This window comes from Gordonia aurantiaca (assembly GCF_039939235.1).
In the GTDB taxonomy this organism is placed as follows: Bacteria; Actinomycetota; Actinomycetes; order Mycobacteriales; family Mycobacteriaceae; genus Gordonia.
Genome location: NZ_JBDUUF010000029.1, coordinates 1 through 1,603, shown reverse-complemented (window position 1 = coordinate 1,603; position 1,603 = coordinate 1). Strand labels below are relative to the sequence as shown.

The following is a 1,603-nucleotide window of genomic DNA, read 5'->3' as shown; positions in this document are numbered from 1 at the left end:
AATTCCATGATCCTATGCTGCCGAGAAAAGCCTCTAGCGAGTTGGTACACGGCCCGTACCCCAAACCAACACAGGTGGTCAGGTAGAGAATACTAAGGCGATCGAGTGAACTGTGGTTAAGGAACTCGGCAAAATGCCCCCGTAACTTCGGGAGAAGGGGGACCTGCACTGGTGATCATCCTTGCGGTGGGAGCTGGTGTGGGTCGCAGAGACCAGAGAGAAGCGACTGTTTACTAAAAACACAGGTCCGTGCGAAGTCGTAAGACGATGTATACGGACTGACGCCTGCCCGGTGCTGGAAGGTTAAGAGGACCGGTTAGTGGATTCGTCCGCGAAGCTGAGAATTTAAGCCCCAGTAAACGGCGGTGGTAACTATAACCATCCTAAGGTAGCGAAATTCCTTGTCGGGTAAGTTCCGACCTGCACGAATGGCGTAACGACTTCTCTGCTGTCTCAACCACAGACTCGGCGAAATTGCAGTACGAGTAAAGATGCTCGTTACGCGCGGCAGGACGAAAAGACCCCGGGACCTTCACTATAGCTTGGTATTGGTGTTCGGTACGGTTTGTGTAGGATAGGTGGGAGACTGTGAAGCGGGCACGCCAGTGTTCGTGGAGTCGTTGTTGAAATACCACTCTGATCGTATTGGACTTCTAACCTCGGACCCTGATCGGGTTCAGGGACAGTGCCTGGTGGGTAGTTTAACTGGGGCGGTTGCCTCCTAAAAGGTAACGGAGGCGCCCAAAGGTTCCCTCAGCCTGGTTGGCAATCAGGTGTTGAGTGTAAGTGCACAAGGGAGCTTGACTGTGAGACGTACATGTCGAGCAGGGACGAAAGTCGGGACTAGTGATCCGGCACCGGCAAGTGGAAGCGGTGTCGCTCAACGGATAAAAGGTACCCCGGGGATAACAGGCTGATCTTCCCCAAGAGTCCATATCGACGGGATGGTTTGGCACCTCGATGTCGGCTCGTCGCATCCTGGGGCTGGAGTAGGTCCCAAGGGTTGGGCTGTTCGCCCATTAAAGCGGCACGCGAGCTGGGTTTAGAACGTCGTGAGACAGTTCGGTCTCTATCCGCCGCGCGCGTAAGAAACTTGAGGAAACCTGTCCCTAGTACGAGAGGACCGGGACGGACGAACCTCTGGTGTGCCAGTTGTCCCGCCAGGGGCACCGCTGGTTAGCTACGTTCGGAAGGGATAACCGCTGAAAGCATCTAAGCGGGAAGCCTGTTCCAAGATGAGGTTTCTCACCCCCTCAGCGGGGTTAAGGCCCCCCACAGATCATGGGGTTGATAGGCCAGAACTGTAAGCACAGCAATGTGTTCAGGTGACTGGTACTAATCGGCCGAGGACTTACCAACAACACCACAACACCACCAGACCTCGACGAACGGTCTGAACAGTGTTCGCATCCACTATGACACTTCTGAAACAACACACACACAAACAAACAACGACTGTTGTGGTTGTTTCACAGAGTTACGGCGGCCATAGCGGAGGGGAAACGCCCGGCCCCATTCCGAACCCGGAAGCTAAGCCCTCCAGCGCCGATGGTACTGCACCTTAACCAGTGTGGGAGAGTAGGACACCGCCGAACACAATTTC

The 1,603-nt window shown here is 54.8% G+C and carries 2 rRNA genes (1 of these 2 cut by a window edge); both read left to right on the top strand.

The window, feature by feature from the left end:
- Positions 1 to 1,359, top strand: a 23S ribosomal RNA gene (locus tag ABFT43_RS22580); it begins 1,873 nt to the left of the window's first position.
- A 119-nt stretch (positions 1,360 to 1,478) separates the two neighbouring features.
- Positions 1,479 to 1,595, top strand: a 5S ribosomal RNA gene (gene rrf, locus ABFT43_RS22575).
- Positions 1,596 to 1,603 lie beyond the last annotated feature (8 nt).